Annotated in this window: 23 protein-coding genes, 2 tRNA genes and 1 pseudogene; 17 read left to right on the forward strand and 9 right to left on the reverse strand. The window is 61.2% G+C overall.

Annotated features, from left to right (window positions below; translation table 11 throughout):
• Nucleotides 1-11 precede the first annotated feature (11 nt).
• Nucleotides 12-2,444: a c-type heme family protein gene (locus AWY79_RS17620; RefSeq protein ID WP_066806741.1), complete on the forward strand. Its 2,433-nt coding sequence runs from the start codon at nucleotides 12-14 to the stop codon at nucleotides 2,442-2,444.
• Nucleotides 2,441-3,823 (forward strand): sigma-54-dependent transcriptional regulator, encoded by a 1,383-nt coding sequence (locus AWY79_RS17625; RefSeq protein WP_066806742.1) that lies wholly within the window; start codon nucleotides 2,441-2,443, stop codon nucleotides 3,821-3,823. Before AWY79_RS17620 ends, AWY79_RS17625 begins: the two co-directional genes overlap by 4 nt.
• Nucleotides 3,824-3,947: 124 nt before the next feature.
• Here AWY79_RS17625 and AWY79_RS17630 read toward each other — a convergent pair whose 3' ends face one another.
• Complete coding sequence (locus AWY79_RS17630) at nucleotides 3,948-4,949, reverse strand: hypothetical protein (RefSeq protein WP_066806744.1); 1,002 nt, start codon at nucleotides 4,947-4,949, stop codon at nucleotides 3,948-3,950.
• A 412-nt stretch (nucleotides 4,950-5,361) separates the two neighbouring features.
• On the opposite strand from AWY79_RS17630, the gene AWY79_RS17635 reads away from it, so the two are divergent.
• From AWY79_RS17635 to AWY79_RS18910, 5 genes are all read left to right on the forward strand, one after another.
• A complete protein-coding gene (locus AWY79_RS17635; RefSeq protein ID WP_066806746.1) occupies nucleotides 5,362-5,664 on the forward strand; it encodes a tyrosine-type recombinase/integrase in 303 nt (100 codons plus the stop codon).
• A 163-nt stretch (nucleotides 5,665-5,827) separates the two neighbouring features.
• Nucleotides 5,828-6,397 (forward strand): tetratricopeptide repeat protein, encoded by a 570-nt coding sequence (locus AWY79_RS17640; protein WP_066806750.1) that lies wholly within the window; start codon nucleotides 5,828-5,830, stop codon nucleotides 6,395-6,397.
• Between the two features lie 27 nt (nucleotides 6,398-6,424).
• Nucleotides 6,425-7,807 carry a hypothetical protein gene (locus tag AWY79_RS17645; RefSeq protein WP_066806752.1) on the forward strand — a complete coding sequence of 461 codons (1,383 nt, stop codon included), beginning with the start codon at nucleotides 6,425-6,427 and terminating at the stop codon, nucleotides 7,805-7,807.
• A 33-nt stretch (nucleotides 7,808-7,840) separates the two neighbouring features.
• On the forward strand, nucleotides 7,841-8,800 hold the full coding sequence (locus AWY79_RS18905) for a hypothetical protein (RefSeq protein ID WP_133987392.1): 960 nt from the start codon (nucleotides 7,841-7,843) through the stop codon (nucleotides 8,798-8,800).
• Nucleotides 8,793-9,539, forward strand: a complete 747-nt coding sequence (locus AWY79_RS18910; RefSeq protein ID WP_158509910.1) for a hypothetical protein — start codon at nucleotides 8,793-8,795, stop codon at nucleotides 9,537-9,539. Before AWY79_RS18905 ends, AWY79_RS18910 begins: the two co-directional genes overlap by 8 nt.
• A 207-nt stretch (nucleotides 9,540-9,746) precedes the next feature.
• On the opposite strand, the gene AWY79_RS17655 is transcribed toward AWY79_RS18910, so the two are convergent.
• The 3 genes from AWY79_RS17655 to AWY79_RS17665 form a co-directional block, all read right to left on the reverse strand.
• Nucleotides 9,747-9,823: transfer RNA gene (locus AWY79_RS17655), tRNA-Asp, on the reverse strand.
• Nucleotides 9,824-9,866: 43 nt separating this feature from the next.
• Nucleotides 9,867-9,942, reverse strand: a tRNA-Val gene (locus AWY79_RS17660).
• 180 nt (nucleotides 9,943-10,122) lie between these two features.
• Nucleotides 10,123-11,406, reverse strand: a complete 1,284-nt coding sequence (locus AWY79_RS17665; protein WP_066806756.1) for an NOL1/NOP2/SUN domain family protein — start codon at nucleotides 11,404-11,406, stop codon at nucleotides 10,123-10,125.
• 206 nt (nucleotides 11,407-11,612) lie between these two features.
• Here AWY79_RS17665 and AWY79_RS17670 point away from each other — a divergent pair, with 206 nt between their 5' ends.
• The 8 genes and pseudogenes from AWY79_RS17670 to AWY79_RS17705 all read left to right on the forward strand — a co-directional run bounded on the left by AWY79_RS17670 (nucleotide 11,613) and on the right by AWY79_RS17705 (nucleotide 20,932).
• Nucleotides 11,613-13,271: an FG-GAP repeat domain-containing protein gene (locus tag AWY79_RS17670; RefSeq protein ID WP_066806757.1), complete on the forward strand. Its 1,659-nt coding sequence runs from the start codon at nucleotides 11,613-11,615 to the stop codon at nucleotides 13,269-13,271.
• A 51-nt stretch (nucleotides 13,272-13,322) separates the two neighbouring features.
• Nucleotides 13,323-14,330, forward strand: coding sequence for a TRAP transporter substrate-binding protein (locus AWY79_RS17675; protein ID WP_066806759.1), 1,008 nt, complete (start codon nucleotides 13,323-13,325; stop codon nucleotides 14,328-14,330).
• A 353-nt stretch (nucleotides 14,331-14,683) separates the two neighbouring features.
• Nucleotides 14,684-15,001 carry a TRAP transporter small permease gene (locus AWY79_RS17680; RefSeq protein WP_233490956.1) on the forward strand — a complete coding sequence of 106 codons (318 nt, stop codon included), beginning with the start codon at nucleotides 14,684-14,686 and terminating at the stop codon, nucleotides 14,999-15,001.
• Between the two features lie 2 nt (nucleotides 15,002-15,003).
• A pseudogene (locus tag AWY79_RS17685) lies at nucleotides 15,004-16,360 on the forward strand (TRAP transporter large permease).
• 531 nt (nucleotides 16,361-16,891) lie between these two features.
• Nucleotides 16,892-19,279 (forward strand): intermembrane phospholipid transport protein YdbH family protein, encoded by a 2,388-nt coding sequence (locus AWY79_RS17690; protein WP_099093220.1) that lies wholly within the window; start codon nucleotides 16,892-16,894, stop codon nucleotides 19,277-19,279.
• A gap of 14 nt (nucleotides 19,280-19,293) precedes the next feature.
• Complete coding sequence (locus AWY79_RS17695) at nucleotides 19,294-19,503, forward strand: hypothetical protein (RefSeq protein ID WP_066806764.1); 210 nt, start codon at nucleotides 19,294-19,296, stop codon at nucleotides 19,501-19,503.
• Nucleotides 19,493-19,855 carry a YdbL family probable chaperone protein gene (locus AWY79_RS17700; protein WP_066806766.1) on the forward strand — a complete coding sequence of 121 codons (363 nt, stop codon included), beginning with the start codon at nucleotides 19,493-19,495 and terminating at the stop codon, nucleotides 19,853-19,855. The genes AWY79_RS17695 and AWY79_RS17700 overlap by 11 nt, the downstream gene beginning before the upstream one ends.
• Nucleotides 19,856-20,017: 162 nt before the next feature.
• The gene (locus tag AWY79_RS17705; RefSeq protein WP_066806768.1) at nucleotides 20,018-20,932 is read left to right on the forward strand and encodes a pseudouridine synthase; all 915 of its coding nucleotides are present in this window, start codon (nucleotides 20,018-20,020) and stop codon (nucleotides 20,930-20,932) included.
• A gap of 5 nt (nucleotides 20,933-20,937) precedes the next feature.
• Here AWY79_RS17705 and AWY79_RS17710 read toward each other — a convergent pair whose 3' ends face one another.
• Together AWY79_RS17710 and AWY79_RS17715 are read right to left on the reverse strand one after the other, a co-directional pair.
• Nucleotides 20,938-21,489: a hypothetical protein gene (locus AWY79_RS17710; protein ID WP_066806770.1), complete on the reverse strand. Its 552-nt coding sequence runs from the start codon at nucleotides 21,487-21,489 to the stop codon at nucleotides 20,938-20,940.
• 9 nt (nucleotides 21,490-21,498) lie between these two features.
• Entirely contained in the window at nucleotides 21,499-21,924 is a 426-nt protein-coding gene (locus AWY79_RS17715) for a hypothetical protein (RefSeq protein WP_078063858.1), read from the reverse strand.
• 134 nt (nucleotides 21,925-22,058) lie between these two features.
• Between AWY79_RS17715 and AWY79_RS17720 the strand changes: the two genes are divergently transcribed.
• Together AWY79_RS17720 and AWY79_RS17725 are read left to right on the forward strand one after the other, a co-directional pair.
• Nucleotides 22,059-22,616 (forward strand): BON domain-containing protein, encoded by a 558-nt coding sequence (locus tag AWY79_RS17720; protein WP_066806774.1) that lies wholly within the window; start codon nucleotides 22,059-22,061, stop codon nucleotides 22,614-22,616.
• A 13-nt stretch (nucleotides 22,617-22,629) separates the two neighbouring features.
• The gene (locus AWY79_RS17725; protein ID WP_066806776.1) at nucleotides 22,630-23,145 is read left to right on the forward strand and encodes a C40 family peptidase; all 516 of its coding nucleotides are present in this window, start codon (nucleotides 22,630-22,632) and stop codon (nucleotides 23,143-23,145) included.
• Here the strand turns inward: AWY79_RS17725 and AWY79_RS17730 are convergent.
• From AWY79_RS17730 to AWY79_RS17740, 3 genes are all read right to left on the reverse strand, one after another.
• On the reverse strand, nucleotides 23,142-24,392 hold the full coding sequence (locus tag AWY79_RS17730; protein WP_066806778.1) for a DUF697 domain-containing protein: 1,251 nt from the start codon (nucleotides 24,390-24,392) through the stop codon (nucleotides 23,142-23,144). The two genes, AWY79_RS17725 and AWY79_RS17730, sit on opposite strands and share 4 nt — an antisense overlap.
• A gap of 105 nt (nucleotides 24,393-24,497) precedes the next feature.
• Nucleotides 24,498-24,947 carry a hypothetical protein gene (locus AWY79_RS17735; protein WP_233490957.1) on the reverse strand — a complete coding sequence of 150 codons (450 nt, stop codon included), beginning with the start codon at nucleotides 24,945-24,947 and terminating at the stop codon, nucleotides 24,498-24,500.
• A 71-nt stretch (nucleotides 24,948-25,018) separates the two neighbouring features.
• Nucleotides 25,019-25,252 carry a hypothetical protein gene (locus AWY79_RS17740; protein WP_066806780.1) on the reverse strand — a complete coding sequence of 78 codons (234 nt, stop codon included), beginning with the start codon at nucleotides 25,250-25,252 and terminating at the stop codon, nucleotides 25,019-25,021.
• Between the last annotated feature and the right edge of the window lie 81 nt (nucleotides 25,253-25,333).

A 25,333-nucleotide genomic window follows, 5' to 3' on the forward strand; every position in this document is an offset into this window, starting at 1 on the left:
ACTGGACGCCGATGAAACTCCCCAGACCCTACTCACTCCAGAGCCGATTCCTGGTCGGCCTGATCCTGGCCTCCGTGGCCATCGGCGGCCTGTTGTTCGCCGGTTTTTCCTACAACATGCGCCAGGTCCTCGAGCGCGAGGTCAACGACAAGGCGGCCATGGTCCTGGCCCAGGTGGACGCGGTCCAGCAGTACGTCCGCCGCATCCTCCGGCCCCGGATGTACGAGACCCTCAACGACACCTTCATCATCGAGGCCATGTCCTCGTCCTTCATCACCCGCAACATCATGGACGGGACCGCGGACAACAGCCCCACCAGCCACATCTACCGGCGGGTGGCCATCGGCGCGCGCAACCCCAAGTTCGAGGCCGACCAGCGGGAACGGGACCTGGTGGCCTTCTTCCGCGCCCACCCGGACCAAAAGCTCTGGCAGGGATACACCGACAGGGACGGGGTCGAGCACTTCGTCATGGCCCGCCCGGTGGTCTTCGCCAAGAGCTGCCTGCACTGCCACGGAAAGCCCGAGGACGCGCCGCAGGAGCTGATCGCCCTCTACGGCGACCGGGGGTTCGCCCATGCCGAGGACTCCATCGGCGGCGTGGACCTCGTCAGCCTGCCGGTCTCCGCATCGGTGGCGCACCTGCAGACCACCATCATGAGCTATCTCATGGTCTTCGCCATCGCGGCCCTCATCTACCTGGGGACCACGAACATCATCTTCAAGCGCATCGTGGCCAACAACATCCGTCTCCTGACCGCCAGCTTCAAGCGCAACTTCAGCGACGACAAGGGAATCGAACTGGTGCGCGAGCTGGAAAAGGGAGACGAGATCGGGCAGATGGTCAACGGCATCGAGAAGCTGGGCGACTATCTCTACGAGACGCGCGAACAGTTGCAGCACTACGCCAACGACCTGGAGGACATGGTCAGGGAGCGGACGGAAAAGCTGGCCAGCCAGGCCGAGGCCCGGTCCGCGGACGTCCGGCTCTTCGTCCGCCTGCTGGCCGGGTCCAGCCGCAGCGGCTCCAGGGGAGAGCTGTGGGCGGCCACCCTGCCCGACATCGTCGAGCGGTTCGACCTGGACCGGGCCGTGTACGTCTGCACCTACTACTCCAAGCGCCACTACTCGTGGCCGCAGTCCGACGTGCCGCCCGATCTCCCGGGCAACTGGATCGACCTGCTCACGGAGTCCAGGGCGCTCATCGAGGAAGACCGCGCGTTCATCCCGGTGGAATCCTCGGTGGGCAACGCCGAGGGGCTGCTCTGCCTGTACCACAAGCCCGGCCGGACCTTTGCCGAGCAGGACCACGAGGTCTTCCAGGCCCTGGGCCGCCAGCTGGGCATCGCCGCGGACAACATCATGGCCCTGGATTCCATCGTCCGGAACAACGCGAACATGCACGCCATCTTCGAGGGCATCACCAAGCCGCTCCTGCTGGTGGACGAATCCGGCAAACCCGTGGTGGCCAACGAGGCGGCCCGGCGGCTCGCCCTGGACCTGTCCGGCGGCATGATCCAAAACGGCGACCTCATCGGCCTGCTGTGCGCGGACGCGAACGATCGCGGCGACTGCGACATCTCCAAGTCGCTCAATTTCAACGAGGTCATCTCCAGGGAGATATCCCTGCCCAGCGGACGGTCCTTCGCCCTGTCCATCTACCCGGTGGCGGAATCCGGCGGTACCCGCCGCAGCCAGGCCGCGGTCTACGTCCAGGAGACCACCCAGCAGAAGCAGATGCTGGCCCACATGACCCAGGCCGAAAAGCTGGCCACCGTGGGCAAGCTCGCCTCCGGCCTGGCCCACGAGATCAACAACCCGCTCGGCGTCATCCTGTGCTACGCCAAGCTCATCAAGAAGGGGCTGCCCGAGGGCCAGTCCAGGGCGGACGTGGACGTCATCGTCAAGCACACGCGGCAGGCGCAGTACGTGCTCAAGAACCTGCTGAACTTCGCCCGGCCCAAGGCCGGGACCGACGAGGGCGTGGACCTCGACGCCGTGATCGCCTCGCTGGTGACCGTCTTCCGGGTCCAGGCCGAGAACCAGGGCGCGGTCATCGCCGCCGACTCCGCCGGGGACATTCCCCCGGTGCCGGTGGACGCCCAGGCCCTGGAACACATCCTGGTCAACCTGATCATCAACGCCCTGGACGCCGTGCCCGAGGAGGGAGGCAGGATCGACATCCGGACCTCCCACGACGAGCTGGCCGAAGAGGTGGTGGTCACGGTGAGCGACAACGGCCCCGGCATCGCCGAGGAAAACAGCAAGTTCATCTTCGACCCCTTCTACTCCACCAAGGAGGTCAACAAGGGATCGGGGCTCGGGCTGTCCATCGTCTTCGGCTTCATGAGCGAGCTGGGAGGGAGCGTCATGGCGAGCAACCAATCGACCGGCGGGGCGCAGTTCACCCTGCGGTTCCCCTTGCGAAGGGAGGCGGAAGCATGAGTCAACCGGAAACCGTGCAGGTGCTGGTGGTGGACGATCAGACGGATTTCGCCAGCGGTCTCAAGCGCCTCATCGAAGGCGAGTTCGACCACGTCCGGGTGCTCCTGGCCGAATCCGGCAAACGCGCCCTGGAGCTGCTGGAGAGCGCGCCCGTCAGCCTGATGATCACGGATCTCCAGATGCCGGGAATGGGCGGGCTGGCCCTGCTTCGCGAGGCCCTGGCCAGGAACCCCGCCCTGTCGGCGGTGATGCTCACGGCCCACGGCTCCATCGAGACCGCGGTCGACACCCTGAAGCTCGGGGCCTACGACTTCCTGACCAAGCCCATCGAGCCGGAGGTCCTGTTCCGGGTGGTGGACAAGGGGCTGGAGCGGAGCATGCTGCTCGACGAAAACCGGCGGCTGCGCGACCTGCTGGAGCGCCGGAAGGACAAGCTTATCGGCGAAAGCCCGGCCATGCAGCGCCTCAAGCAGTCCATCCAGGCCGTGGCCCAGACCGACTACAACGTGCTCATCCTCGGCGAATCGGGCACCGGCAAGGAGCTGGTGGCCTCCATGGTCAGGGAGCTGAGTCCCAGGGCGGACCACCCCTTCGTCACCCTCAACTGCACCGCCATCCCGGAAAACCTGCTCGAAAGCGAACTCTTCGGCCACGTCAAGGGCGCGTTCAGCGGCGCGGAACAAAAGCGCGAAGGGCTGTTCGCCAAGGCGCACACGGGCACCATCCTGCTTGACGAGATCGGCGACATCCCCCTGGAGACCCAGGCCAAGCTGCTGCGCGTGCTCCAGGAAGGGGAGATCCGCCCGGTGGGCTCGGACACCTCCCGCAAGGTGGACGTCCGGATCATCGCCTCCACCAACCAGGACCTCGTCGCGCGCATCGCCGACAGGACCTTCCGCGAAGACCTGTACCACCGCCTCAACGTGCTCACCCTGCACCTGCCCCCGCTCCGGGAGCGCAAGGGCGACATCCCGCTCCTGGCCCGTTATTTCCTGCTCAAGGCGTGCACCGAGCTGGGGTTGCAGGACAAGTACGTCAGCCCCGCCGCCCTGGCCGATCTGTCGTCCCAACCCTGGCCCGGCAACGTGCGCGAGCTCCAGAACGCCATGCGCAAGCTCGCGGTCTTCGACGCCGTCCACCATTCGGATTCCGCCCTGCACTGCGAAAGCCGGGCCGTTCTCTCCCAGGACGGCGATCTCCCCCCGTTCAAGGACGCCAAGGCCCAGGTCCTGGACGCCTTCACCCTCGACTACGTCCGCGAAGCCCTGTCCCGGTCCTCGGGCAACGTCTCCCAAACCGCCCGCCTCTCCGGCCTCTCCCGCGTGGCCGTGCAGAACATGCTGCACAAATACGGCCTCTCGCCGGAGGACTTCAAATAGGCCGGGGAGTTGATAAAGGCGGAGAAGGGAGCAAGAACGACTTTGATCGACGGGGAAAAGCCAAAGAAAAAGCCCGTTGATCGAATCAACGGGCTGTTTCCTCGGCAGCGGAGAGATTGATACTTTACACAGCGCTTCCGGCCAGTTGCGCCCGGCCCGCGTCCTGCGTCCTCGGCATGTCGTACAACGACCCGTTCAGGAAACGGCTTCTGGACCATGGCTCGGAAAGGCTCTTGTCCAATTCCCCCTGAATCACGCCATATCCTTCGAGGGTAAAGTGGCACAGGGTGCGATTGATCTCGTCCCACTCCGCCGTTCTGACCTCGTCATCATAAGGGAAATTAACGAAGGTTTTCCTTCCCACGCTCACATAGTGCAACGAATTGAAAGCCTTCTCAAATCTGGCATCAATCGATTTCAGGTAGTCATCCGATGCGGCGTCCCGCAACACGTCCATGAGATCGGACTTCAAGGTGCCGGTAACCATATTCAAGACGGTGTTCTCGGCAAGCCAGGAGGCGACATCGTGACTCTCGCCCCTTCCACCGCCGCAGCCGACCACGTTTTGCCGTGGGAGGGAAGCGACATCCTCGTCTTTGAAAAAGGTCGGCCGGGGATCACCCTGTATGCAGCTTCGGAACTGATCGCTCAATCGCTCGTGTCTTTCCTTCTTGACCGTTGCCAGCAGGAGCCCTTCATCAACGAATCGGGAGAGTAGGGACGGGTCGACAACCATTCTTCCCAGGTCTTCGGCATATCGGCTGCCGACGCTCTCGCGCACGTGTCTCTTGAACCAGAGCGGAATGCCGTCCGTTATGCCGTAGGCATCTTTTATCAGTCCGGTATTCAAGATGCACACGTCCATGTGCCTGGGGTTGACCACAAGGTCCCCGAAATCCGCGATCCGGCAGTTGTCGGAATACCTTCCGGCCAGAAAGAGGGTCAACTCCATCAATTTCGCATAACTCAAGGCAAGGAAAGGAAAGGAGTCAACATCGGAATTCCTGGATATGGACTCCAGCTCGACTTGCCTCGCCGTAATGAACTCCTCATCCAGGGTATTCGGGTCCACCGATGAATCCAGGAAATCATTGAATCGCATCAAATCAGCAATGGTCGTATCCATGGTCAACTCCGTATGCCAAGCGGGTCAAGTCCGCCTTGCCCTGTTTCCGCCAGCGAGCCGCTCAGGGAAAACCACGCGCGCTGGCCGGTCTTCGTTGTCCGTGCCGTGCCGAGGAAGGCCGAGAACTCACCAAAGCCGCACGGCGCCGCTTCCGCCTCCTCGCACCGAACAACGACACCGATATCCTACCGAATACAATGACAGGATTTACAGTGCGGTATGCAGCTTAAACGACATCTGGCGGTACGATACGTTGAAGGACGATCCCGCGTATAGCCGACGAGACTTATGTCTAGTTTGACACAATACCCCTCCGCCCCACATTCAGCAAGGCACCGGCAATCAACTGGAGGCCGCAGGAGCGGGATCACCCAACCAGTCGCGATGGCGGGACAAAACGAGAATATATCCGATGGGTGTGTCCGATCCGTGTTTGGACGAGATAAAAGAAAAAGGACACCAACTTGCGTTGATGTCCTTGTTCTTTAGTGGCGGAGCCGAAGGGACTCGAACCCTCGGCCTCCGGAAAAGGCAGAGAAAAACCTGCCGCTACCACGGCATCCGCCACCTCGCGGCCATGGAACTGTTTCACGCGGGGCACCCGGTCTCGCTGATACAGCGAATCCTGCGCCACAAGAACCCGAACACGACGGCCCGCTATCTGCACGAGCTTGGGCTCGACAACGCGCTCGAACAGATCGATGGGACCTTCTAGGCTGCGCCTATAAAATAGCCGCTAAAAAACAAGGCCGGGGCGAAATCCCTGGCCTTCCTTTTAGGTTGGAAAACATTACCAGAAGGAGATATAGACCAAGCGAAAAGGCCCAACAATCATGCCACTCTGAGTTGCAAGATTAAACACGAAAAGGATGTGACCCATGTCTTGGAAGGATATTCTAACCCAGGCGGTAAAAGACGTAATCGAAATAAACAGAAAAGTATGGGAAGAGGAAATAAAGCCCAGCCTACAGTTTCAATCTGCGATGAAAGCCATGATTGAACAAGATTATGTGTCTGCATTTAATTTGCATATACAGGTTGTGAAGAACAATCCTATCGCTATGTACCATGTTGGGTGCATGCTGTTTACAGGACGCGGTGTTGCAAAAGACTACATGTTGGGATTCGAAACAATTAAGGCCGCATCAGCATGTATTCCCCAGGCTTTAATATCTATAGCTCAGATATATTCAATAGGTTATCCTGGTATCCCACCCAACAAAAAATCCGCTTTGAAATGGTTTACCATATCTACTGTTGTAGATCAGGAATTTTCAGCGCTAAGACGGGATAAAATTGAACACGAGTTGACTGATGATGAAATCTTAGACGCACAAAAGGAAGCAAAGGAATGGATAGAAACTCACCCAGAGTGGAACACCTGGATAGAGGGAAAGGCGTATGAAGCAATTATGCAACAACAAATTAAACAATCTTTCGCGGACTAGCGAAGTCATGCATTCAAGAGGGACGAAATGTTAGACATCTTCACTCCAATCATCCCCGAAGACAAATTACATCCCAATTTCAAAGTGCTGAGGGCAGAGTCGAATAGGTATGCACGAAATACCATTTCAAGCTGGACAGAGGGGTTTGTTGACCGTGACGGGAAGATAATCCAAGAATTTCAGTCTACTTTCAATTCCTCGTTCTGGGAATTCTACCTCAATGCATCGTTTAATACGTTGGGTTTTAACATCGACTACTCATACGACAGGCCAGATTTTTTGCTAGATAAAGGGGGCCGAACCTATGCAGTTGAAGCAACCATATCGAATCACCCAGATGGAGCAGCACCCGAATGGGAAAAAGGGCCCATACCCAAAATCACTGCGGACATGTGGTTCCAAATTATCAATCTATCAACGATCCGACTTGCAAACGCAATTTTTTCTAAACACAAAAAATTTTTAAATAGCTACGCTAAACTCGATCACGTTAAGAATAACCCTTTTATTCTATGTGTAGCCCCTTTTGAGCAACCCCTCTTCTTTGAACAGGCTGACAATGCAATCAGGCGTGTTCTCTACAAATTCAGCGCCCCACTATACATCAAAGATGAAGACACCGGGAAAGTTAGAGTCGTTGGCGAGGAACATATTGAAAAGGTCGTTAAGCATAATGACCAAATAATTGATCTTGGATTTTTCACCAATGACAAGATGAAAGAAATAAGTGCTATCATTTTTAGCAATACGGCTACGACAACTAAGGCAAAAGCTTTAGATAGCGCAAATCATCCGACAACACTTTTTCATGCAACGAGGTTCCAACAGGGGGCGTGGGATACTCCGTATTCTATCGTCGGCCTCGGAGAAGAATACCATGAGACTCTCTTAGATGGATTACACATTTTTCTTAATCCGTTTGCGGAAAGGCCAATCGATCCAGACCAATTTTTCAGCGAAGAGATATCACTACACACCTATGACCCTGTTGAAGAGCTTCCACTTGAATTCGTAAATGATGGAGCTCTTCTTTCTCACGGCTGCATATCATTTCACTCAAAGGAGACTATCAACGACCTAAAACTCCAGCAAAAGGATCTTGAATTCAAAGACTATTCGTTCGAGTGGGAAGAGGACAAATTGTACCCCCTTACAGCGACTGTAGGCACAGGAATGAATAACCATTTAGCGCATTACTGCGGATGGACAATCGTGGTCTTTCAAGATTCTATAGATAAAGATTGGGGGGCATTCGCAAAGGGTGAACAAGTTTATACTATCCAGAGATTCATATCCTTGGGCGACAAAAAGGGAATGTTATCACCACATGATTTCTATGACACAAAAGAAGCGGCATTTGATGAAATCAAAAAATTAATCAATGAACATGTTAAACTTGTTTCAGTGTAGCTTGTATACAAACCCACCAGGAGACATTTTGTTGTGCCATTACTTTTAAAAAATGCTACAGAATCGATTCAAATCGGTGTAGAAGACTTTGAAAACGCAGATGAGAAGAGGCACCGCTCCGCGGTGAGAAACATCTATGCGGGCATCCTACTTCTATACAAGCACCAGCTTTCAAACATGTCTCCCAAAAACAGTAATGACATATTAGTCAAACGAGAAATCGTCCCGAACCTTTCCAAAGATGGAGAGATCAACTTCATAGGATCTGGAAAGCGAACTGTAGATGTTAATGGTATCAGAAGAAATTTCAACAGGCTAAATATCAAAGTTGATTGGGATAGGTTTGAAAAACTACAAACACTTAGGAATGACATAGAACACTACTACTCAGACAAGAGTATAAATGCCATAAAAAAGGAAATCTTTTCGCATGCGTTTGCACTAATCAATGACTTCATCTGTCACTATCTTGTAAAGAGACCAGCCGAGATTCTTGGCGAGGAGTATTGGAAAGTGCTCCTGGAGAATAATGATGTCTTTCAGGATGCTAGGAAGAGATGTCTAGAAAGCTTGAATGACATTGAGTGGAAATATTGTTCTTTTACAAAAATTTTATCACGATTACGGTGCCCTGAGTGCAATTCTCCTTTAGTTCGAACAAATGAAACAGGTGCATACCGCACGGATATGATCTTAGTCTGCGATCAAGAAAATCACGAATTCACACTGGGTGGAGTACTAGAATCGGCGATTGAAGACGCTTTCTGGGCAGACAATTATGTAGCTGCCAAAGATGGTGATGATCCAGTATTAGGAGCCTGCCCAAACTGCCAACGTAAAGCATACATATTTGAAGAGGACATTTGTTTTATGTGCGAAGAATCTCGTTCTTATCGCGAGTGCTCTGTTTGTGGTGAAGACCTATCTCTCGATGAACAAGAATTTAATGGATTATGCGGTTATCATTACCATCAAATGACCAAGGATGATTAATACATACCAGATAAAAATCATGAAAATATTTAGATTCATCATACTCCTTGCAGCAATAGTGTATGTAGTTCTTCATATTGTTTGGAGCAATCAAGAAGAATTTTTCCCTGGCGCAATTGAAGTAGATGATCTGTTATTCATATTATCATCTGGGTACTTCGTGTCTTATATTTTTTATTATGTGTACGTTGCAAGGCCCCTGCATACAAAAAGAAAAAACAGACAAGAACTTGCAAAAAGACTTCTTTGCACAATCGTTTTCTCATGCCAAGAGATAGGTCGTGTTTTAAACTTAAAAAATGGGTTTGAAGGCTGCTCCGGAAGAAATATATCAAACAAAATGGACATCATCAAATCTGGAGCTGAATTCGATATGAACATATTTTCGCTGACAAGAAGTGGCGAAGCCAGACTTATAAAGATAGATGACTACATCATTAGATATTGCAAACTCGCATCTGCTATCTGTGAAAAATATATTTTCTTTGTTGAAGATGAATTCCAAGAGCTTATCCCATTTATCATGGAATGCACTGAAAGTGCCAGAGATGTTATCACTGACTATGAATATCACCTCCAAGGGTTCGACACTAAACACGGAGATTGGCATAGAAAAATTCCAACAGTGTTTTACAGAACACAAGACCTCATTGCAAAAGCTAAAAAAGTACTTGATTGGCCGATAGACACAACCAAAGAGAGCGATGTGAAGCTTCACATCCCACTTAAGAAGCGGTGATCAAAAGCCTACAGGCTGACACACAGACTTCCCAAATTAAACCGTACGATAAGACCTCCATTCGGAAGCCACCAAAAAGCAGGACACACAACCCGTTGTTATTACCACCTAAAACAAACGGCATATGCTCTATGGATGTGCCCGATGTTTGTCGGACTAGAAAACTGAAAAAGGACACCAACTTTCGTTGATGTCCTTGTTCTTTAGTGGCGGAGCCGAAGGGACTCGAACCCTCGGCCTCCGGCGTGACAGGCCGGCGTTATAACCAACTTAACTACGGCTCCGCTTATATAATAAAGGGTGTTAAGCTCCCCTTTATACCAACTGTGGTGGGCGCGACAGGGCTCGAACCTGTGACCCTCGGCTTGTAAGGCCGATGCTCTCCCAGCTGAGCTACGCGCCCGCAGGAAGAGTGTGTTTAGCTTGGCTTTCCGTGCTTGTCAACCCTATTTCGGTTGTCCCTGCGCACTGTTGGCCTAAGCCCCATCCGCGTTCAGCGAAGGGCATACTGCCCATACGCCCTTCTTTTGTCAACGCTTTTCGACAAAAAAATTACAGTATGCAACCGGCTGAAATCAATTAACTATTTCGCCGACCACAGGAGGCGGCTTCCCTTGCGGGCCAGCCAGCCCACGGGCAGGCCGCGATAATAGAGGCCCACAGGCCCCTTGCCGGACCGGAACGGGACGCTCTGGCCCGCCAGGAGCCGCTCCAGCACCGCCGTGTCGTCCGCGTCGAACACGTCGCAGGTGGCGCGGGACGGGTCGCCGGGCAGCAGGACGCGGGCCAGGGGGCCGGGCGTGAACTTGGCGCGCTCGGCGCGGCCCGCCACCTTGCCCAGCGGGAACCCCTGCCAGCGCACCGCGCCGGGGATCAGGTCCAGGGCTCGCTCGTACAGGAAGAACGCCTTGCCGCCGAAGTCGTAGACCTCGCCCGGGGGCAGCCCGGAGAGGTCCAGCCCGTCGCCGCCGACCATCTTCGAAAGGTTCAGCCGGGTGCCGGGGAGGTCCCGTTTTTGCGCACCGCGCACCGCCGTTGCGCTCCCGCCGCCCCGCTTCACGAACCGGGCGAGGAAGAACCCCTGGCCCTCGGAGTCGTCGGCCACGCGCAGGATGCCGTCCATGCCGTCCTTGAGCGGCGGGGCGAACACGAACCCCTCCGGCTCGGCGAGCGGCTCCAGGTCGAGATCAAGCGTCTCCATGGCCCAGGCCACCTGGTCCTCGTTCTCCTCGATGTTGGTGGTGCAGGTGGAATAGAGGACCACGCCGCCCGGGGCGAGCATGTCAGCCGCGCGGGCCAGGAGCGTCTTTTGCAAGGCCACCAGCGGGGCCGTCTTGGACCCGGACCAGACCTCCATGACCTTGGGATTCTTGTCCACGGTCCCCCAGCCGCTGCACGGCGGGTCGAGCTGGATGCGCTCCCAGGCCCCGTCGTCGAAGGGCAGGTCCTGGGCCATGGCCTTGGCCGTGGCCGTATTGACCGACCCGGTGCGGCGCAGGTTGGCGCGCAGGGTGGCCAGCCTGTCGGCGGACGGCTCGGACGCGAACACGAATCCCTGCGGCCCGACCAGGCGGGAGAGCAGGCTGGTCTTGCTGCCCGGCGCGGAGCACATGTCGAGCACCGCGCTGCCCTCCTCCGGGGCCAGGGCCAGGGGCGGCAGCATGGACGACCGGTCCTGGATGTAGATGAGGCCGAAGCGCGCGGCCAGGCTTTCACCAAGGGGGAAAGGCTCATGGATCAGCTTGCGGGCGAATGCGTAGAACGGCTCCGGGCCGAACTCGAACCCCTGCGCCCGCAACAGCCCCTCGACCACCGGGACGGCCCGCTCGTCGCAGACCAGCCGGAAGGTGCGTCCGATATAAGTCATGTACACTCCCTGAAGGCGGCTTCGAGCCGACCCGCGCCTTGCGGATGCGGCCGGTCGCCCACGGCAGCAATAGCGGCTATCCCGCACCTTATCAACACTCTTGGCCCTTTGCATCCGGGGCGGAAACTGGTACAAGGACATCCCGTACGCACCCGTACGTCCCAACATACCTTATTCAGATTACACATACCTTATTGGAGGCATGCATGCATAAAAGACCCGTAACCACCGCCCTGCTCGTTTTTGCGACAATCCTGCTCCTGGCCGCCCCGGCCCTGGCCCAGGGAGCAAAGACCTTCGCGGTGCTGCCCTTCGAGTACAACGGGCCTCAGAAATACGAATACTTCGCCAAGGCGATCCAGGCCAGCCTGTCGAGCGACCTGGAGTGGATAGGCCGCGTGGAGCCGACCCTCAAGAACCTGGACTCCGTCCCCATGCCCAAGGACAAGAGCAGCGCCCTGAACGCCCTGCGCGGCCTGGGCGTGGACTACCTCACCTACGGCGACATAGCCGTCCTGGACCGGACCGCCCACATCCGGCTCGACACGGTCAGCGCGGACGGCAATTCCTGGACCAAGAAGGGTGAAGTGGGGCTGGACGAGATCACCTCCTGGCTCGACTCCCAAAGCAAGATCATCCAGGGCGACGTCTTCAACCGCCCCGGCTACGGCACCTCCGAGAACGCCCAGGTGGCGGACAACAAGGCCGAAACGGCCGCGCCCTCCGCCTCCCCGTTCATCATGGCGGGCAGCGAACAGCAATACCAGACCCAGTCTTTGAACCCGCAGTTCCGCTACGAGGGCGGCACCGAGACCACCGGCCGCTGGAGAAGCCAGACCCTGCCCTTCTACTCCTACAACATGTTCATCGCCGACGGCGACGCCGACGGCCGCAACGAAGTCTTCATCCTCCAGGAATCCGCCATTTCCGCCTTCCGCTTCAAGGAAGGCAAGCTCCAGCACCTGAACACCTTCGAGCTGCCCGCCAACGTCATGAGCGTCCGGCTGGAAGTCGCGGACCTGAACCGCGACGGACTGCCGGAGTTCATCGTCGGCGCCTACCAGTTCCAGGACCAGGGCGGCGTCCGCGCCCCCAGGGGATTCCCGCGCTCCAGCATCCTTTCCTTCGAGGGCGGCAAGTTCAAGTACGTGGTCAAGAAGGCCGACTACTTCCTCGGCGTGCTTCGCATCCCGCCCACCTACATGCCCATCCTGGTGGGCCAGAAGAAAGGCCAGCGCGACCTGTTCGACAAGCACGTCTACGAGGCGTTCATCAAGGGCGACGAAATCGAGACCGGCCAGACCATCCCGGTCCCGGCCTTCGGCAACGTCTACAACCTGACCTACCTGCCCGACGGCATGGGCTACAACTGCGTGGTCATCAACAACAGCCACAAGCTGATCACCTACAGCCAGACCTTCGAGCGGCTGTACGAGTCCGACGAGACCTACAACAGCTCCGGCGTGGTCATCGAGACCGCGGACAAGATGGTCGGCATGGGCGGCGGCCCCACCGAGGAACACGGCATCACCTACAACATCCCGTTCCGGACCATCACCGCGCCGCTGACCTCGGACAAGCGGTATGAGCTGCTCGTCAACCGCGACCTCTCGGCCACGGCCCAGGTCTTCAAGAACTACAAGTATTACACCCAGGGCGAGATCCACTCGCTGGTCTACGACCAGGTGGGACTCAACCTGGCCTGGAAGACCCGCCGCATCAAGGGACAGGTGGCCGACATCGCCCTGGCCGACCTGAACAACGACGGCAACAAGCAGTTGTGCGTGCTGGTCAACACCTTCACCGGTTACGGCTACGGCAACCGCAAGACCGTGGTCCTGGCCTACGACCTGAACCTGGAGTAGACGGCGGCCTGGGCCGCCCGACAATATACGCATTATCAAGGAGAGAGAGTGATGCGAAAACTGCTGACCCTGCTGGCCGCGGCCATGGCCCTGACCGGCCTGCTGGCGGCGACCGCCCTGGCCGGGACCATGGTGACCTACGCCAACTTCCCGCCGGCCAAGACCTTCCCCTGCGTCCAGATGGAGCGGTGGAAGGTTGAAGTCGAAAAACGGACCAACGGCGAACTGACCGTCCAGACCTTCCCCGGCTCCACCCTGCTCGGGCCCAAGAACATGCTGCGCGGCGTCCAGACCGGACAGGCCGACATCGGTTGCATTTCCACCGCCTACTACCCCGGCGTGTTCCCGTTCATGGACGTGGTCAACCTGCCGGTGGCGTTCACCACCACCGAGGCCGCCAGCCTGACCATGTGGGACCTGTACCTCAAGTACCAGCCCGCCGAGCTCAAGGACGTCAAGGTCCTGACCCTGTTCACCTCGGCCCCGTCCCAGATCATGAGCAAGGAACCGGTCAAGGCCCTGGACGACCTGAGCGGCATGCCGCTGCGCGCCTCCGGCACCATCCTCCAGATCCTGAGCGGTCTGGGCGCCCACGGCGTGGGCATGCCCATGTCCCAGACCCCGGAAGCCCTGCAGAAGGGCGTGGTCAAGGGTCTGGTCTCCTCCTTCGACGTGCTCAAGGACTTCAACTTCGCCGAGAGCTGCCGGTACGAGACCATCACCAACCTGCCCGTCTACCCCTTTGCCGTGATCATGAACAAGGCCAAGTGGGACTCCCTGCCCGACGACGTCAAGAAGGTGCTCGACGACCTGGGCCGCGAGCAATCCCAGTGGACCGGCCAGTACCTGGACAACCACATCAAGGAATCCCTGCAGTGGTCCAAGGACCAGTATCAGGTTGAGGTCTTCGAGCTGACCGGCGCCGAGCACGACAAGATCAAGGAGCTCGGCACTCCCCTGGTGGACGAGTGGAAGGTTGCCGCGGCCAAGGCCGGCATCGACGCCGAAACCGTCCTGGCCGACATGCTCGCCCTCAAGGCCAAGTACGAAGCGAAGTAACCATGAACGGAACGGTCCCGCGCTCACGCGGGACCGTTTTTCATACTGCGGGTTTCCCATGATACGATTTCTGGACGCGGCCAGCGAACTGGTCGCCAAGGTCCTGGCATTCCTGTCCGGGCTCTTCCTTGTCGCCATGATGCTCCTGGCGTGCGCCAACATGGTCATGCGCGCCGGTTTCGGCATGCCCGTGCAGGGCACCTTCGAGCTGATGGGCTTCCTCGGCGCGGTGGTGGCCGCCTTCTCCCGGCTCCCGCCGCGCGCCTTCGCGCCGGCCGCGCGCGCGCGCCGCGCGCGCGCGCGCGCGCGGCGCCCGGCAGGCGCGCCTGCGGCGCGCGCGCCGCGCGGCGGTGGTGGCCGCCTTCTCCCTGGGCTTTGCCCAACGCCGCAAGGCGCACATCGCCGTGGGCATCCTGCTGGCGCGGTTCCCGTCCTGGTTCCGCAGGCTGGCCGACACCGCGACCAACGGGCTGTCCTGCGGGTTCTTCCTGCTGGCGGGCATCGAGACCTGGAAATGGGCGCAGTTCCTGGTCCAGACCAACGAGGTCTCCGAGACCCTGCAGATCGTCTACCATCCCTTCGTCTTCGCCTCCTCGGCAGGGTGCATCGCCCTCGCCTTCGTGCTGGCGGTGGACGCCCTCAAGGTCCTGACAGCGGAAAAGGCGGCGTAACCATGGATCCGATCACCGCCGGCATCGCCGGAACCCTTCTGCTCCTGGTCGCCATATTCCTCTTCCGCATCCCCGTGGCCTTCGCCATGGGCATCATCGGCTTCGGCGGCTTCGCCTACGTGCTCAACTGGAACGCGGCCACGGGCATGCTCGGCACCGAGATGTGGAGCGTCTTCTCCAACTACGGGCTGACCGTCATCCCGCTGTTCATCCTCATGGGGCAGATCTGCTTCTACTCCGGGGTCAACGAGCGGCTCTACAAGTCCGCCTACGCCTGGATGGGCCAGATCCGGGGCGGCATCGCCATGACCACGGTCCTGGCCTGCGCCGGGTTCGCGGCCATCTGCGGCTCCAACTCGGCCACGGCCGCGACCATGTCCACCGTGGCCCTGCCGGAGATGAAGAAATTCAAGTACAGCCCCATCCTGTCCACCGGCTCGGTGGCCGCGGGCGCGACGCTCGGCGTGGTCATCCCGCCTGTCCACCGGCTCGGTGGCCGCGGGCGCGACGCTCGGCGTGGTCATCCCGCCCTCGGTGGTGCTGATCATCATCGGGCTGCAGACCAGCCAGTCCATCGCCAGCCTGTTCGTGGGCGGCATGCTCCCCGGCATCCTGCTGACCACGCTCTTCCTCGGCACCATCTGGTACCTCTGCAAGAAGCACCCTGACTGGGGTCCGGCGGGACCGAAGACCACCTTTGCCGAAAAGCTGCGCTCCCTGCCCGGCTCCATCGAGATGGTCACCCTGTTCATTCTGGTCATGGGCGGCCTGTTCCTCGGCCTGTTCACGCCCACCGAAGCGGGTGCGGCGGGCGCGGCCCTGGCCCTGCTCATCGCCACCCTGTCCGGCAAGATGACCTTCGAAAAGTTCAGGCTGGCGGTCAGCGATTCCCTGAAAATCTCCTGCATGATCATGGTCATCATGCTCGGCGCGGTCATCTTCGGCCGGTTCCTGGCCATCACCCGGCTGCCCTTCGAGGCCGCGGGCTGGGTGGCCGGGCTGCCCATCCCGCCGGTGGTCATCATCATGGTCATCTGCCTGATCTACGTCATCGGCGGCATGGTTATGGACGCCCTGGCCCTGCTCCTGGTGACCATCCCCATCTTCTTCCCGGTGGTCACGGCCATGGGGTACGATCCGCTGTGGTTCGGCGTGCTCATCACCGTGGTCACCACGCTGGGGGCGATCACCCCGCCCGTGGGGGTGAACACCTTCATCGTGGCCTCCATGGCCCCGGAAGTATCCATGACGGACGTGTTCAGGGGGGTCATGTATTTTGTGGCCGCCTATGTGGTTTGCGTGGCGATTTTGTTGATGTTCCCCGGATTGGTGACGTTTTTGCCGGGGTTGATGTCGTAGGGGGGGCCGGGGTGCGCCCCGGGTGCGCTTTTTGATTGGTTCTTTGAGATTGTGGATTGAGATTCGGGGCCGACACGGGGGACTGTGTCGGCCCTTTTTTGTTTTTTGAGATGAGGCGGGAAGAGAAGAGAAGAGCGGAGAAGAGAAGAGAGCCGTCGCCCCTTCGCGGTCGGCTTCTAGGCGTCCGGAACAGGGCTCGCTCCCTGCTGCTTGACGAGAAGAAGGGCGAAGGAAGAGGGCCTTCGAACGGGATTGCCGGGTATGAAAGCCGTTGTTTGAGGCTGCGCCTCAAAAACACTCCAGAAGAGGGCCTTCGGACGAGACTTCGGGGGAGGAGAGCCACTGTTTGAGGCTGCGCCTCAAAGGCGTTCCAAAAAAACAAATCGATTGCGACCCTGCCTCGCGAAGGCGGCGACAATGAGTTTGGGAGTGGAGATGGGGGGGCCAACGTTGCACTCAGTGCATCTGCCCGGCAGGGCAGGCTTCTTGCATTTCCTTGCACGGGGCGCGGGAGGCTTGTATAGAGAATAAATGTCCGCTTCTCTTGGCAAAAGAATACTCTGGTGGTCCTTCATGGTCCTGCCGTGGCTGCTGGCGCTGGTTTTGGGCGCTGGGTGGTGGCTGACGGTCTGGACACCGGGGTATCTGGAGCGGTTGGTGCCGGAGCTGGCGGGGGACATGGGGTTGGAGCTCAAGGAATTTCGGGTTCGGGACGCCGGGTTGTTTTCGGCGGACATCGGGCCGGTGCGGTTGGGGGACGGCGCGGGGGCGTTGACCCTGGCCAACGTGCACGTGACCTACACCCCGGCCTCGCTCAAGGCGGGAAGGGTGAACTCCGTGCGGCTCGACGGGCTGCGCTTCGCCTGTTCCTATGAGGGCGGCGAGTTCAGGCTGCCGGTGCTGGACCTGCTGCCATCTTCCGAAAACGACGGCGCGGGCGCGGTCAAGTCGATTCCCCCGCTGCCCTTCGACCGGGTGGTGATCCGCGATTCCGTGCTGGACTGCACGGTGGAGGGGCGCGCCGTTTCCATCCCCTTCGACGCCGAGGTGACTCCCGGCGAATCCATCGAATTCAGCGGCGAAGTCCGCCCGCGCGACCAGCGGCTGCGGTTGGACGGCGTGGTCGGCCCGACCCTGGACGACCTGTCCCTGAAGGTGGCGGGCGACGCGGTGCGGCTGGGCGCGTTCGACGACCTGCTGCCCGTTCCCCTGGCCGGGAGCGCGGACCTGGCCGCCGAGGGCCGAGTGAATCTGTCCGACCCGGCCAATGCCGTGGGCGCGTTCGACGTCTCCCTGACCGGCGCGGACCTGCGCGCCCTGGGCGTGCGGCTGGCCGAAGACGCGGTGGTGGAGATCAAGAGCGAGCTGGCCGAGGGCACAATCCGGTTCTCCATGAACCGGGTGGCCCTGGCCGAGCCGTATCCTGCGGCCCTGACCGTCCCGGCGGGCAGCCTGAGCGCGGACGCATTGTCCATGCAGTTCTCCCTGGCCGGTGCCGGGGTGGAGATGGGCGGCAGGCTGGACGCTTCGCGGCGCGAGGCGGGCGACGGGCTGTGGGACGTATCCTTCACCGCAGTCAACCCGAACCGGCTGGAGGTTCAGGCTCCGGGCCGGGTCATCGTCCTGGACGGGTTCATCTTTTCCATGCAGGGCACGGCGGCTCCGGGCCGGGCGGACGTGGTCCTGAACTGCGGCACGCGCGGCACCGGGCTGCCTCAGTTCGGGTTCACCTCCGGTCCCATGCGGCTGACCCTGCCCCTCAAGTGGCCCGCGCCCGGGGCGCACACGCCGGGCAAGATATCCCTGTCCAGCCTGAAGATGGACAAGCGCAAGCTGGGCGACGTGACCGCGCAGGTGCGCCAACAGGGCACGGACCTGGCCTACGGCGGCACGCTCAGAACCGAGTTGCTGCCCGGCCTGAAGGTCCCCTTCTCCGGGGTCTCGTCCATGACCAGCAACAGGACCGAGATCACCTTCAAGGTCGACGACTACGTGCTGTCCGGGCGGTTCGACCCGGCCACCCTGTCCCCGGGGTTGAAGGGCGTGGTCCTGACCGGCATGCTCGGCGCGGACGGCGGCGTGCGCGTGGGCGAGCGCGGCGTGGAGAGCTGGGCCGGAGTGCGGCTCCGGGACGGCTCCCTGACCATGTCCGAGGGGGCGGTGACCGCCGTCGGCATCAACGCTTCCTTTTCCTCGCCCGACCTTTTCGTCCTGCGCAGCGCACCGGCCCAGCAGATATCCTTTGCCGAGGTCAGGGCGGGCGAGATCGTGCTGACCAACGGCAAGGTGGCCTACCAGCTGGAGTCCATGGGTTCCGTGCTGGTGGAGCAGGCCGGGTTCGACTGGTGCGGCGGCCATGTTTCGAGCAAGGCGTTCCGGGTGGTCCCGGACTCGCGCGAATACAACGTGACCCTGTTCTGCTCCGAGCTGAAGCTTTCGGAAATCCTATCCCAGCTCGGGCTGGCCAAGGCCCGGGGCGCGGCCGCCCTGTCCGGGGAGCTGCCCGTGACCTGGAAGAACGGGAAAATTTCGTTCAACAGCGGATTTTTGCACTCCACGCCGGGCGAGGGCGGGACCATCCAGGTGGACGCCATGCAGGATCTGGTGGACGCCATCCCGGAAGGAACGCCCCAGCGCGGGCAGCTGGAGCTGGCGCGCGAGGCGGTGCGCGACTTCGAATACAAGTGGGTGCGCATCAAGGCGGACACCGTGGGCGACGATTTGCTGGTGCGGCTCTCCGTGGACGGCAAGCCCGCCTCCACCCTGCCCTTCGTGTACAAGCGGGAATTCGGCGGGTTCATGCGCGTGACCGGCGACGTCAAGGGATCGAATTTCCAGGGACTCAGGCTCGATGTGAATTTCAGCGTGCCACTGGACCGGATTTTGCTGTATAAGGACATCACACGGATGATCGAATAGGGAGAAAACGTGTCATGAAACAAACCATCATTCTGGCGGCCTGCCTCCTGATGGCCACGACCTTCGGCTGCTCCACCAGCCACAAGGTCGAAGTGGCCCCGGTGGAGGTCAAGCCCATCCACATCACCATCGACGTGAACGTCCGGGTTGACCGGGCCCTGGACGACTTCTTCTCGGACATCGACGAAGTCCCGGCAACTCCGGAGGCGACCAATGCGCAATAAGACCACCCTCATCCTCATCGTCACCCTGGCCGTGACCCTGTTCGCGACCTCGGCACTGGCCCAGTCCCTCAAGGACCGCATGATCGCCCGCAAGCCCGCCGTGGCCGCCCTGCTGGCCGACGGCGCCGTGGGCGAGAACAACCAGGGATACCTGGAATTCCGGGGCGCCAAGAAGCAGGCCGACGTGGTGGCCGCCGAGAACCAGGACCGGGCCACGGTCTACCAGGCCATCGCCCGGAAGACCGGCACCACCCCGGACCTGGTGGGCCAGCGCCGCGCGGCCCAGATCGCGGAAACCGCCCCCTCCGGCACCTGGCTCCAGAAGCCCGACGGCGGCTGGTACCGAAAGTAACCCCAACCTTCTCCGCCCCCCCCCGCTCCCCCCTCCTTTCGCGCAGCGACATAAAAAGTTTAGGAGGGTGAGGGGGATGGGGGTCCGGGGGAAGGGGGAGAGGGAAGCCCTTTTCAAAGGGTTCCCTCTCCCCCTTCCCCCGGGGCCGGAGCCCCCCCCACCATGCCTGAAGCTCAAACCGTTGTCGTGACCAGGGCCGAGTCCGGCCAGAAGCTGTTGCAGTTTCTGGAGCGGCGGCTCACGGGCGAGGTGCCCAGATCAGCCATCCAGAAATGGATCCGCACCGGCCAGGTGCGCGTGGACAAGGGCCGCAAGAAGCCTTTCGACCGGCTGGCCGAGGGACAGGCCGTGCGCATCCCGCCGTACACGCCGGGCGAGGACAGGTCCGTCCCGCTCGGCCTGGGCGAGCAGCCGGGCAGGCTGGTCATCGCCTTCGAGGACGACGAGCTGCTGGCCGTGGCCAAGCCCGCCGGGCTGGCGGCCCACGGCGGCGACGGCGTGGACGATTCGGTGACGGCTCGGCTGAAGGCGAAGTACGCGGGCGCGGACTTCATGCCCACCCTGGCGCACCGGCTGGACCGCGACACCTCCGGGCTGCTGCTGGCGGCCAAGAGCTACGAGGCGCTGCGCAGGCTGAACGACCTGTTCGCGTCGGGCGGGGTGGGCAAGGTCTATGTGGCGTGGGTGGACGGGCGGTGGTCGGAGCCGGACGGCGCGCTGCTCCGGGACACCATGGAGAAATCGGGCGCGCCGGGCCGGGAAAAGGTCCGCACCGGGTCGGGCAAGGACGCCCTGGCGCGGGTCACGTCACTGGTTCGGGAAAAGGACCGGACGCTGCTGGGCGTGCGGCTGCTCACCGGGCGCACGCACCAGATCCGGGTGCAGCTCGCCTCGCGCGGCAACCCGGTGGTGGGCGACCGCAAGTACGGGGACAACAAGTCGCGCGGCTCCATGCGGCTGCACTGCTACGCCATGCAGGCGGACGGCAGGACGTTGAACCTCAAGCCCGCCTGGACCGGCAAGTGGGCACCGGACGAGGACGCCCTGCGCGCGGCCCTGGCCCTGCTCTTCGACTGAGTTCTCTAGCGGGTGATGCGAATGGATTCGTCCGCGGCCTTGTCAAAGGCCGCGACCTCGTCAAAGCGCGCGGCCATGAACCCTTCCTGGGTCACGTCCCCGGCGCATTCGCCGTTCTCCCCGCGATAATTCCCGAACTTGACCACGGCCACCACGTCGCTGTCCAGGGCGACCACGTAGGCGCGCACCAGCTGGCACAGCCGGGGCAGCCAGGAGGTCTGGGGCGGGTAGATGCGCACGCCCGAGGCCGGACCGTCGAGCTCGCGCCCGATGAGGTCCTGGAAGACCGTGCGCTTCAGGGAGGAGACCAGCACCGAGGTGTTGTCCGGAGAGCGGTAGAGGTCGCCCTCGATCTTCGCGCCCATGAAGTCTCGGTGCACGCGCTTGTCGTATTTCAGGTCCTCGGCGAGGGTCACGGTCACGGACCGGGCCGTGTCCGCGCGGGTGAATGTCAGGACGTTGCCGTCGCGGGTTTCGGTCAGGGGCCCGTGCGCGGCGCACCCGGCAAGGGCGGCGACGGCAACGAAGATGAGCGTCAGCAATACAAGGCGTTTCATGGTCCTCTCCTATTTCCAGCCGATGACTTCGTAGCCCTTTTCGCGCAGGCAGCGGTCCACGAAATTCTTGTGGATGGCCGCCGGGTCCCCGGCCTTGAACCCCTCGTTGACCGCGCTTCCTGCGGCTGCCGCGCCGCCCGTGGCGGCCGCGCCCAGCCCGACGTCGTTGCCCATGATGGCTGCGAATACCGCGCCCGCCGCCGCGCCGATGGCGCCCGACCGGGCCACGTTGCCGGCGGCCTCGCCTCCGTCCGTGGCCGTGGCCCCGGCCCGCTCTGCCTTCATGATGCAGTCGTCGATGTCCGCCTGAGCCACCTGCATGCCCACGGCGTCCAGATGTTCGTTGGGGTAGAGCACGGGCCGCTTGGGGCCGCACCCCGCAGCCGCGAGGATCAGCACGGCCAACAGCAGCGCTCCGGCGCGATTCCACTTCATCGTAACACCTCCATGAGTATATTGGTGTATCGGCATACGAACCGACGGTCAATGGAGGCGGACCGCCCGCTGTTGCCTCCGGGCGGGAAACCCGCTATATTGAGAAAATCTAGAGAAACTCGAGGGGGAGTCCCATGCACCGTTTATCCTTTCCGATCCTGATGCTCCTTTTGCTGGGCCTGGCTTTTTCCGCAGGCGGCTGCACGGTCTACGACGTGGCCAGGGAAGAGCGCACCGTGGGCGACTACGCCACCGACGAAAAGATCGCCTTCATCATCGAGAAGGACTTCCTGGCGGACGATCTCGTCAAGTATCTCGACTTCGACGCCTCCAGCTACGAGGGGCTGGTCTACATCACCGGCGAGTACGAGTCCCGCGCCCAGGTGGACCGCGCCGTGGAGATCGCCAAGTCGGTCGAGGGCGTGCGCTCGGTGACCACCTACCTGCTGCCCAAAAAGGAAAACGACACCTGCGGCACCACGGACAACCTCAAGCTGTACGCCGCGGTCAAGAACGCGCTGGTGGGAGACATGGACATCAAGTCCACCAACATCGAGATCAAGACCGTGCAGTGCAACGTGGTCCTGCTCGGCATCGTCGGTTCCGAGGCCGAACGCGCCAGGACGGTAGCCCACGCCAAGGCCGTCAAGGGCGCGCGCTCGGTGAAGTCCTTCCTGCGGGTCAAGCGGTAGTCTGGGGGGCGGCATGACCGGACGCGCCACCTTCCGCCGCCCGCTCTTTCTTGCCGCCTGCCTGCTGGCCTGCGCTGCCCTGCTCCCCGCCTGCGCGGGCAAAAGCCCCGCTCCGGTCCCGCCGGAAGACGTGGTCGCGCCGCGCGCCGCCACCCCGGCCGAGCAGAAGGTCGTGCGGCTGGCCCGCTCACTTGTCGGCACCCCCTACAAATGGGGCGGCTATTCGCCCCGGACCGGCTTCGACTGCTCCGGGTTCATCTGGTACGTCTACTCTCAGAACGGGGTGACCCTGCCGCGCATGACCTGGCAGCAGCTGAACGCGGGAAAACCCGTGCAGCGCGCCGACATCCGGCCCGGCGACCTGGTCTTCCACCAGGTGGACAAGGACGGCAAGTCGCTCCACGTGGGCGTGGTCACGGACAGGGGCACCTTCGTGCACGCCCCCAGCTCGGGCAAGAACGTCATGGAGTCGAGCCTCAACTCGCCCTTCTGGGCGGAGCATTACCTCGGCGCGCGCCGCATTCTCTAGTCTTCGGATTTCTTCTTCCAGAACAACGCCTTGTCCCGGACCTTGCGCACCGACCGCTCCACGGAACCACCCGTGGACCGGATGGCGGTTTTGGCCGAACCCGCGACCCGCCGGACGTCGCCCCCGGCCCTGCCCGCCAGGGCGGACGCCTTGCGCGCCGCGTCGCGGACCTTGCCCGCCGCGCCCTTCACGGCACCGGCGGCCTTGTCCACGGCCCGGTCCACGCCGTCCACCACCGAGCGGGTGGAGTCCGTGACCCCGCGTCCCACGGTCCGGGCACCGCTGCCCACGGAACCGGCGGCCCCGGTCACGGTGCGGCCCATGGTCTTGAGCGTCTTCCTGGCCCCGCCCCGGACCGCCGCCGAAGCGCCCTTGACCAGCAGCTTCGTCACCTGGGTCACGGTCTCGGACGAGATGGACATGAACATGCGGGCCGCCTCCAGGGTGGCCGAACGGCGCATGGCCCCGCGCGCGTCCAGGTCGAGGCTCATGTAGTTGCGGGCCACGATGCCGCAGCGCATGGCCAGCAGCGCGTTGGTGGAGCCGCTCAGGATGGACGTGGTGATCACCCCGGCCACAGCCTCGGAACCGGGCACCGCGCCCAGGGCGGACCCGGCGAACAGCGGCCCGATCAGCTCGTGGATGTACTCCTCGATGCCGAATTCCTCTATGGAACCGGCCAGGAAGGAGGTCACGGCGATGTTCACGTACAGGTTGACCAGCTCCCGGTAGGGCGGGCGCTGGCAGTAGAGTTTGGAGATGCGCCAGGCGAGCCGGGTGATCAGGAAGAGGACCACCAGGGAGTCGAGCCGCCCGTTCTGGGACACGGCCGAACCAATGAAGACCCGCTTGGCCGTGCTCCGGATCTCCTCGTCCGCCCGCTTGCGCAGCACGGTCAAGCCCAGCTCCAGCCCGGACTCGTCGCGCACGTTGACCCCGGCGTCCTTGAGGATGCGGTTCCTGGACAGCCGCTTGACCAGCTCCTGGCGGAACCGGGCCAGCTCCTCGGGCGAGGGGTCGGCGTGGACCAGCAGCGGCTTGGGCCGGGACAGGATCAGGGCCAGCCACCAGGCCATGGAGCCGCCCACCAGGGCCAGCAGCCCCCAGAAAACCCACGGCGCAAGCGCCGGGTTGATGCGCCCGACAAAGTCGGAGAGCCCGGCGACGCAGTCGTACAGGAAGGCCAGGAACGCCGCCAGGACGACGATTCCGGCGATGGTCAGAAAATTCTTCATCTGTTTTGACATGGGTTCCTCCACGCATGAGGATAAGTCCCGGATCGGGAAAGGCAATGTCGCGAAAAAAAGGCCGCCCACAAGGGACGGCCAGAAACAAACGCGGACGGCGCGGCGCTATTCCTTGGGGATCAGCGGCTTGTAGTACATGCCGATCTTGATCCGGTCCGTGGCGAACTGGCTCTTGAGCTTGATCTTCAGCTCGTCGGTCTCCCAGCGGTACTCGTCCCAGCCGTCGGACTTCTTGTGGTCCGGCAGCCCGTAGGAATCCATGAGGGTGGCGACCACCTGCTTCACGTCCTGGGCCTTGGCGATCTCCACCAGCACGGTGTAGAGCTTGCCGTCCAGGAACCCATAGGTGACGTTGGCCCCCTGGATCTTGAACACGCCGCACGGCTCGGTCTTGGTGACCGTGTAGTACTTCACCCCGGCCACGCTGTGGGAATAGGTGATGGACTCGACCGCGGAGATGGGCGCTCCCCAGGGAATGGCCTTGCAGTCTTCGGTGGCGGCCTGAGCCGTCACGGCCCACGCCAGCATAAGGGCGACAACGAGTAAGCGCTTCAAAACCGGACTCCTTGGGTTCAGGGGTTTCACCGCTGGTATATCGACATTTTTTCCGAAAGGGAACCCGGCTGTCAACCGTTGGTCTTGGTCCCCTTGTAGGTGAACGCCTTCTTGTCCATGGTGTAGTAGCTCCCCCGGTCGATGCCCACGGCCCGGCCGCAGGGGCAGAAAACCTTGCCGTCCCGCTCCTCCATGTTCCAGACCTTCCTGATCCGGTCCTTGTGGCAGCGGTGCACTTCGCCCGGCCCGATCTTGTAATACTTCCACAGCTTGCGGCGGCAGTCGGCACACTTGAGAATCAGCATGGTCCCACCCTAGCCCAGGGGGACGCGAAAGCAAAGACCGATGTCCGCCACCCTTTGACGACAAAAATCCACCGGTTTTTG

It is taken from the genome of Pseudodesulfovibrio indicus (assembly GCF_001563225.1).
GTDB lineage: Bacteria > Desulfobacterota > Desulfovibrionia > Desulfovibrionales > Desulfovibrionaceae > Pseudodesulfovibrio > Pseudodesulfovibrio indicus.

Excerpts from the sequence above, each read along its gene's own strand:
- AWY79_RS17620 (WP_066806741.1), top strand. The coding sequence starts at position 12 with ATGAAACTCCCCAGACCCTACTCACTCCAGAGCCGATTCCTGGTCGGC.
- AWY79_RS17625 (WP_066806742.1), top strand. The coding sequence starts at position 2,441 with ATGAGTCAACCGGAAACCGTGCAGGTGCTGGTGGTGGACGATCAGACG.
- AWY79_RS17630 (WP_066806744.1), bottom strand. The coding sequence starts at position 4,949 with ATGGATACGACCATTGCTGATTTGATGCGATTCAATGATTTCCTGGAT.
- AWY79_RS17635 (WP_066806746.1), top strand. The coding sequence starts at position 5,362 with ATGGGTGTGTCCGATCCGTGTTTGGACGAGATAAAAGAAAAAGGACAC.
- AWY79_RS17640 (WP_066806750.1), top strand. The coding sequence starts at position 5,828 with ATGTCTTGGAAGGATATTCTAACCCAGGCGGTAAAAGACGTAATCGAA.
- AWY79_RS17645 (WP_066806752.1), top strand. The coding sequence starts at position 6,425 with ATGTTAGACATCTTCACTCCAATCATCCCCGAAGACAAATTACATCCC.
- AWY79_RS18910 (WP_158509910.1), top strand. The coding sequence starts at position 8,793 with ATGATTAATACATACCAGATAAAAATCATGAAAATATTTAGATTCATC.
- AWY79_RS17665 (WP_066806756.1), bottom strand. The coding sequence starts at position 11,406 with ATGACTTATATCGGACGCACCTTCCGGCTGGTCTGCGACGAGCGGGCC.
- AWY79_RS17670 (WP_066806757.1), top strand. The coding sequence starts at position 11,613 with ATGCATAAAAGACCCGTAACCACCGCCCTGCTCGTTTTTGCGACAATC.
- AWY79_RS17675 (WP_066806759.1), top strand. The coding sequence starts at position 13,323 with ATGCGAAAACTGCTGACCCTGCTGGCCGCGGCCATGGCCCTGACCGGC.
- AWY79_RS17690 (WP_099093220.1), top strand. The coding sequence starts at position 16,892 with ATGTCCGCTTCTCTTGGCAAAAGAATACTCTGGTGGTCCTTCATGGTC.
- AWY79_RS17695 (WP_066806764.1), top strand. The coding sequence starts at position 19,294 with ATGAAACAAACCATCATTCTGGCGGCCTGCCTCCTGATGGCCACGACC.
- AWY79_RS17700 (WP_066806766.1), top strand. The coding sequence starts at position 19,493 with ATGCGCAATAAGACCACCCTCATCCTCATCGTCACCCTGGCCGTGACC.
- AWY79_RS17705 (WP_066806768.1), top strand. The coding sequence starts at position 20,018 with ATGCCTGAAGCTCAAACCGTTGTCGTGACCAGGGCCGAGTCCGGCCAG.
- AWY79_RS17710 (WP_066806770.1), bottom strand. The coding sequence starts at position 21,489 with ATGAAACGCCTTGTATTGCTGACGCTCATCTTCGTTGCCGTCGCCGCC.
- AWY79_RS17715 (WP_078063858.1), bottom strand. The coding sequence starts at position 21,924 with ATGAAGTGGAATCGCGCCGGAGCGCTGCTGTTGGCCGTGCTGATCCTC.
- AWY79_RS17720 (WP_066806774.1), top strand. The coding sequence starts at position 22,059 with ATGCACCGTTTATCCTTTCCGATCCTGATGCTCCTTTTGCTGGGCCTG.
- AWY79_RS17725 (WP_066806776.1), top strand. The coding sequence starts at position 22,630 with ATGACCGGACGCGCCACCTTCCGCCGCCCGCTCTTTCTTGCCGCCTGC.
- AWY79_RS17730 (WP_066806778.1), bottom strand. The coding sequence starts at position 24,392 with ATGTCAAAACAGATGAAGAATTTTCTGACCATCGCCGGAATCGTCGTC.
- AWY79_RS17740 (WP_066806780.1), bottom strand. The coding sequence starts at position 25,252 with ATGCTGATTCTCAAGTGTGCCGACTGCCGCCGCAAGCTGTGGAAGTAT.